This window comes from Mycobacterium parascrofulaceum ATCC BAA-614 (genome assembly GCF_000164135.1).
Classification (GTDB): domain Bacteria; phylum Actinomycetota; class Actinomycetes; order Mycobacteriales; family Mycobacteriaceae; genus Mycobacterium; species Mycobacterium parascrofulaceum.
Map to the genome: position 1 here is coordinate 239184 of NZ_GG770560.1, position 5553 is coordinate 244736.

The 5553-nt window shown below is 70.8% G+C and carries 4 protein-coding genes and 2 pseudogenes; all 6 read right to left on the reverse strand.

Annotated elements, in window-relative coordinates:
- A pseudogene (locus HMPREF0591_RS27375) lies at positions 1-236 on the reverse strand (exopolyphosphatase); the annotation flags it as partial.
- Positions 236-1360, reverse strand: a complete 1125-nt coding sequence (locus tag HMPREF0591_RS27380) for a glycosyltransferase family 4 protein (RefSeq protein WP_007172029.1) — start codon at positions 1358-1360, stop codon at positions 236-238. The pseudogene HMPREF0591_RS27375 and the gene HMPREF0591_RS27380, both read right to left, overlap by 1 nt.
- Positions 1360-2259 (reverse strand): phosphatidylinositol mannoside acyltransferase, encoded by a 900-nt coding sequence (locus tag HMPREF0591_RS27385; RefSeq protein WP_050790164.1) that lies wholly within the window; start codon positions 2257-2259, stop codon positions 1360-1362. The genes HMPREF0591_RS27380 and HMPREF0591_RS27385 overlap by 1 nt, the downstream gene beginning before the upstream one ends.
- 36 nt (positions 2260-2295) lie before the next feature.
- Positions 2296-2942: pseudogene (gene pgsA, locus HMPREF0591_RS27390) on the reverse strand (phosphatidylinositol phosphate synthase); the annotation flags it as partial.
- 7 nt (positions 2943-2949) lie between these two features.
- Positions 2950-3525, reverse strand: a complete 576-nt coding sequence (locus HMPREF0591_RS27395; RefSeq protein WP_007172032.1) for an ATP adenylyltransferase — start codon at positions 3523-3525, stop codon at positions 2950-2952.
- Positions 3518-5553: threonine--tRNA ligase (gene thrS / locus HMPREF0591_RS27400; protein WP_007172033.1), on the reverse strand; the 2036-nt coding region annotated here is incomplete at its 5' end. The genes HMPREF0591_RS27395 and thrS, both read right to left, overlap by 8 nt.

Sequence of the window (5553 nt, forward strand, 5' to 3'; positions counted from 1 at the left end):
TCGGCGGCGTCGGCCAGCGCGGCCAGCCGCCTGCCCTCGGAGGCGCCGCCGTAGGCGTCGATGGCGACCGCGCGGGCGACCACCGCGCGGCGGGCCAGCGCGCCGTCGAGCGCCTGCCACGACAGGTCGTAGCGGACGTGCAGCCGGTCCAACCGGTTGGCCGTGCGAAAGGCCCAGGCGCCCAGGACGGCCAGCAACCCGACGAGCACCGCGACGACAACGACCAGCCAGGTCATCAGCCGGCCACTTCGACTTTGGCGCCGGACGCGGCGACCGTCTCGTAGACCCGCATGATCTGGCTGGCCACCACCGACCAGTCGTAGCGCTGGACCGCCGCCGTACCGGCCGTCACATACCGTTCGCGCAGCACATCGTTTTCTAGCACCGAAACCAGGGCGTCCGCGAGCGCAGCGCCGTCGCCGACCGGCACCAGGCACCCGACCTCGCCGTCGCGCAGCACGCGCCGGAAGGCGTCCAGGTCGCTGGCCACTACGGCGGTGCCGGCGGCCATGGCCTCGACCAGGACGATGCCGAAGCTCTCACCCCCGAGATGCGGTGCGCAGTACACGTCGGCGCTGCGCATCGCCGAGGCCTTCCCGGCGTCGTCCACCTGGCCCAGGAACCGGATGTGCCGCACCAATTCGCGTGCCTGGCCGCGCAATTGGTCTTCGTCGCCGCGGCCGACGACGAGCAGTTGCAGATCCGGGAAACGCTGGACCACCCCCGGCAGCGCGTCGAGCAGGACCGACATGCCCTTGCGGGGCTCGTCGTAGCGGCCCAGGAACAGCACCGTCTTGCCCGGCCGCGGGTAGCCGTCGAGCGGCGGCGCGGAGGCGAACGAGTCGACATCGACCCCGTTGGGGATCTCGACCGCGTCGGTGCCCAGCGCCTCCATCTGCCACCGGCGGGCCAGGTCGGACACCGCGATCCGGCCGACGATCTTTTCGTGCATCGGCCGCAGGATGCCCTGGAAGACGGTCAGCGTCAGCGACTTGGTGGTCGAGGTGTGAAACGTCGCGACGATCGGCCCCTCGGCGATGTTGAGGGCCAGCATCGACAGGCTCGGCGCGTTGGGCTCGTGCAGGTGCAGCACGTCGAAATCGCCCTCGGCGAGCCACTTCTTGACCTTGCGGTGGGTCGCCGGGCCGAACCGCAGCCGGGCCACCGAGCCGTTGTAGGGAATGGGCACCGCCTTGCCGGCGGAGACGACGTAGTCGGGCAGCACCGCGTGCGGCGAAGCGGGCGCGAGGACGCTCACCTCCTGCCCGCGCCGGCGCATCACCTCGGCCAGCTGCAGGACGTGCGACTGCACCCCGCCCGGGACGTCGAACGAGTACGGGCAGACCATCCCGATCCGCATCAGGCCTCCCCGAGCCGCGCCCGTCTGGCGTCGGACAGGTCGGCCAGCCACTGCGGCTGCAGCATGTGCCAGTCCTCGGGGTGGGCGGCGATGTTGGCGGCGAACCGATCGGCCAGCGCCTGGGTGACGGCGCCGACGTCGCCGCTGCCGCAATCCAGCGGCGGGAAAACCTCAAAGCCCCAGCCGTCGCCGTCGAACCAGCAGTGCACCGGGAGCAGGGCCGCCCCGGTCGCGATCGCCAGCTTGGCCGGCCCGGCCGGCATCCGGGTGACCTCGCCGAAGAAGTCGACCTCGACGCCGGTGCGGGTGAGGTCGCGATCGGCCATCAGGCACACCAGCCCGTTGTCCCGCAGCCGGTCGCACAGCACCTCGAAGGGCGGCCGCTCGCCTCCCGACAGCGGCAGCACCTGGAAGCCCAGGCTCTCGCGGTAGCGGACGAAACGCCGGTACAGCGACTCCGGTTCGAGCCGTTCCGCGACGGTGGTGAAGGTGCCGCGCGTCTGGGTGAACCACACCCCGGCCATGTCCCAGTTGCCACTGTGCGGCAACGCGCACACGGCGCCGCGGCCCGCGCGCAGCGCCGCGTCCAGGTTGTCGGCGCCCCGGAACGACGCGTCGAGTTCGCCGGCCAGCGCGGGCAGGTCCATCGACGGGAGCCGGAACGCCTCCCGCCAGTAGCGGGCGTAGGACGCCAGCGAGGCCCGCATCAGCGCGTCGGGCACCTCCGCCGGCGGGACGCCGATGACGCGGGCCAGGTTTTTGCGCAGCTGCTCCGGCCCGCCGCCGCGCGCCGCGTACCGGGCTCCCGCGTCGAACGCGGAGCGCGCGGCGAATTCCGGCATCGCCCGCACCGCCATCCAGCCGGCCGCGTACGACCAGTCGGTCGCGGTGCCCGACATCAGCCGGCCGGCCAGCCGGCGCGGTGCGGTGACCACTCCCCGTCCCGGGATCACGGCATCGGCTCCGTCGCGCCGGGCGAGGTCCGCACCGTGTGCAGCCGCTGCACGCAGGTGACCACGCTGGCCGCCGCCAGCAGCCACATCGCCACCGGCAGCGCGGGCGGCCACGCGACCACCGGGAAGTCCGACACCCCGGCGCCGACCAGCACGATGATCAACCGTTCCGGCCGTTCGATGATGCCGCCGTCGCCGCGCAACCCGCTGGCCTCGGCCCGCGCCTTGATGTAGGAGATCACCTGCGACGTGACCAGGCAGATCATCGTCGCCACCGCCAGCAGCGCGTCGTGCATGCCGAAGGTGATCCACCACAGCAGGCCGCAGAACACCGCGCCGTCGCTGACACGGTCGCAGGTGGCGTCCAGCACGGCGCCGAAACGGGTGCCGCCGCCGCGCTCGCGGGCCATGGCGCCGTCGAGCATGTCGAACAGCACGAAGAACCACACCACGAGCGTGCCGATGAAGAGCTTGCCCATCGGGAACAGGGTCAGCGCCCCCGCCACGGCGACGACGGTCCCCAAGATGGTGACCGCGTCCGGCGTCAACCCGATCCGCAGGCATGCCCTGGCGGTCGGCGTCGTGAGCCGCGCGAACGCCGCCCGCGACAGGAACGGCACCTTACTCATGAGCGCCTCATAGCTCCCGGGCCCACTCGGTGGCCAGCAGCCGGCGGGTTTCACGCAGCAACTGCGGGATCACCTTCGACCCGCCGATGATGGTGATGAAGTTGGCGTCGCCGCCCCAGCGCGGCACGACGTGCACGTGCAGGTGTTCGGCCAGCGACCCGCCAGCCGACGTGCCCAGGTTGAGGCCGACGTTGAAGCCGTGCGGCCGCGACACGTTCTTGATGACGCGAATTGCCTTCTGGATGAAGGCCATCAGCTCCGCGCTCTCCTCGACGGTGAGGTCCTCGAGCTCGGACACCCGCCGGTACGGGACCACCATCAGGTGGCCGGGGTTGTACGGGTAGAGGTTGAGGACGGCGTAGACCAGCTCGCCGCGGGCGACCACCAGGCCCTCCTCGTCGGACAGCTGCGGGATGTCGGTGAACGGCTGCTCGCTCTTGCCCGACCCGTTGGGGTCGCGCTTCAGCGGCGCCTCGGCCAGATACGTCATCCGGTAGGGGGTCCACAGCCGCTGCAGGTGGTCGCTCTCGCCGACGCCGCGGTCCAGGATGGTGTCGTCGGCGCGGTCCTCGGGATCACTCACCGCCGGTTACCTTCACGAGTTCGGCTGTGGGCGTGGCGTTCTCGCGGTCGGCGATCCACTTGACGATGGCGTCGACGGCGCTGTCGCGGGGCACGCCGTTGATCTGCGTGCGGTCGCCGAAGCGGAAGCTCACCGCCTTCGCCTGCACGTCGCGGTCGCCGGCCAGCAACATGAACGGCACCTTTTGGCCGGTGTGGTGGACGATCTTCTTGGCCATCCGGTCGTCGCTGGCGTCCACCTCCACCCGCACGCCGTGCGATTTCAGCTGCGCGGCAACGCTTTCCAGGTAGGGCACGTGTTCGTCGGCGACCGGGATGCCGACCACCTGCACGGGTGCCAGCCAGGCCGGGAACGCCCCCGCGTAGTGCTCGGTGAGGATGCCGAAGAACCGCTCGATCGACCCGAACAGGGCGCGGTGGATCATCACGGGCCGCTGGCGGGTGCCGTCGGGCGCGGTGTACTCCAGCTCGAAGCGCTCCGGGAAGTTGAAGTCCACCTGGATCGTCGACATCTGCCAGCTGCGGCCCAGCGCGTCGCGGGCCTGCACCGAGATCTTGGGCCCGTAGAACGCCGCGCCGCCGGGGTCGGGAACCAGTTCGAGGCCCGACTCGGCCGCCACCTCGGCCAGTGAGTTGGTGGCCTGCTCCCACATTTCGTCGGTGCCGACGAACTTCTCCGGGTCCTTGGTGGAGAGCTCCAGATAGAAGTCCTCCAGCCCGTAGTCGCCGAGCAGCTCGAGCACGAACCGCAGCAGCGACGCCAGCTCGCCGTGCAGCTGCTCGCGGGTGCAGAAGATGTGCGAGTCGTCCATGGTGAACCCGCGTGCGCGGGTCAGCCCGTGCACCACGCCGGACTTCTCGTAGCGGTACACGGTGCCGAATTCGAAGAGCCGCAACGGCAGTTCGCGGTACGACCGCCCCCGCGACCGGAAGATCAGCGTGTGCATCGGGCAGTTCATCGGCTTGAGGTAGTAGTCCTGCCCCGGCTTGCGCACCGTCCCGTCGTCGCCGATCTCGGCGTCGAGATGCATCGGGGGGAACATCCCCTCGGCGTACCAGTCCAGGTGGCCCGACGTGTGGAACAGCTGCGCCTTGGTGATGTGCGGGGTGTTGACGAATTCGTAGCCGGCCTCGATGTGCTTGCGCCGCGAGTATTCTTCGAGCTCCCTGCGCACCACGCCGCCCTTGGGGTGGAAAACCGCCAGCCCCGAACCGATTTCGTCCGGGAAGCTGAACAGGTCCAGCTCGGTGCCCAGCTTGCGGTGGTCGCGTCGCTGGGCCTCCTCGAGCAGCTCGAGGTGGCGGTCCAGCGCCTCCTGCGACTCCCACGCGGTGCCGTAGATGCGTTGCAGGCTGGCGTTTTTCTGGTCCCCGCGCCAGTACGCGGCGGAGCTGCGGGTCAGCTTGAAGGCCGGGATGTGCCTGGTGGTCGGGATGTGCGGCCCGCGGCACAGGTCGCCCCAAACACGTTCCCGGCTGCGGGGATTGAGGTTGTCGTAGGCGGTGAGCTCGTCGCCGCCGACCTCCATGATGTCGGGGTCGCCGGACTTGTCGTCGACGAGCTCCAGCTTGTAGGGCTCGCCGGCCAACTCCGCGCGCGCCTGGTCCTTGGACTCGTAGACGCGCCGCTCGAAGAGCTGCCCCTCCTTGACGATCTGGCGCATCCGCTTCTCCAGCGCCGCCAGGTCCTCGGGGGTGAACGGTTCGGCGACGTCGAAGTCGTAATAGAAGCCGTCGGTGATGGGCGGCCCGATCCCCAGCTTGGCGTCGGGGAACAGGCCCTGCACGGCCTGGGCCAGCACATGCGCGGCGGAGTGCCGGATGACGCTGCGCCCCTCGTCGGTGTCGGCGGCGACCGGGACGACTTCGGCGTCGGCCTCGGGCACCCAGCTCAGGTCGCGGAGCTTGCCGTCGGCGTCGCGCACCACCACGATCGCGTCGGGCGCCCCGCGGCCCGGCAGCCCCGCCTCCCGCACCGCGGCGGCCGCGGTGGTCCCGGCGGGCACCCGGATCGGGGCTTGCGGCGATC

Coding starts and splice junctions, on each gene's coding strand:
- HMPREF0591_RS27380 (WP_007172029.1), bottom strand. CDS start 1,360: ATGCGGATCGGGATGGTCTGCCCGTACTCGTTCGACGTCCCGGGCGGG.
- HMPREF0591_RS27385 (WP_050790164.1), bottom strand. CDS start 2,259: ATGTCGGGCACCGCGACCGACTGGTCGTACGCGGCCGGCTGGATGGCG.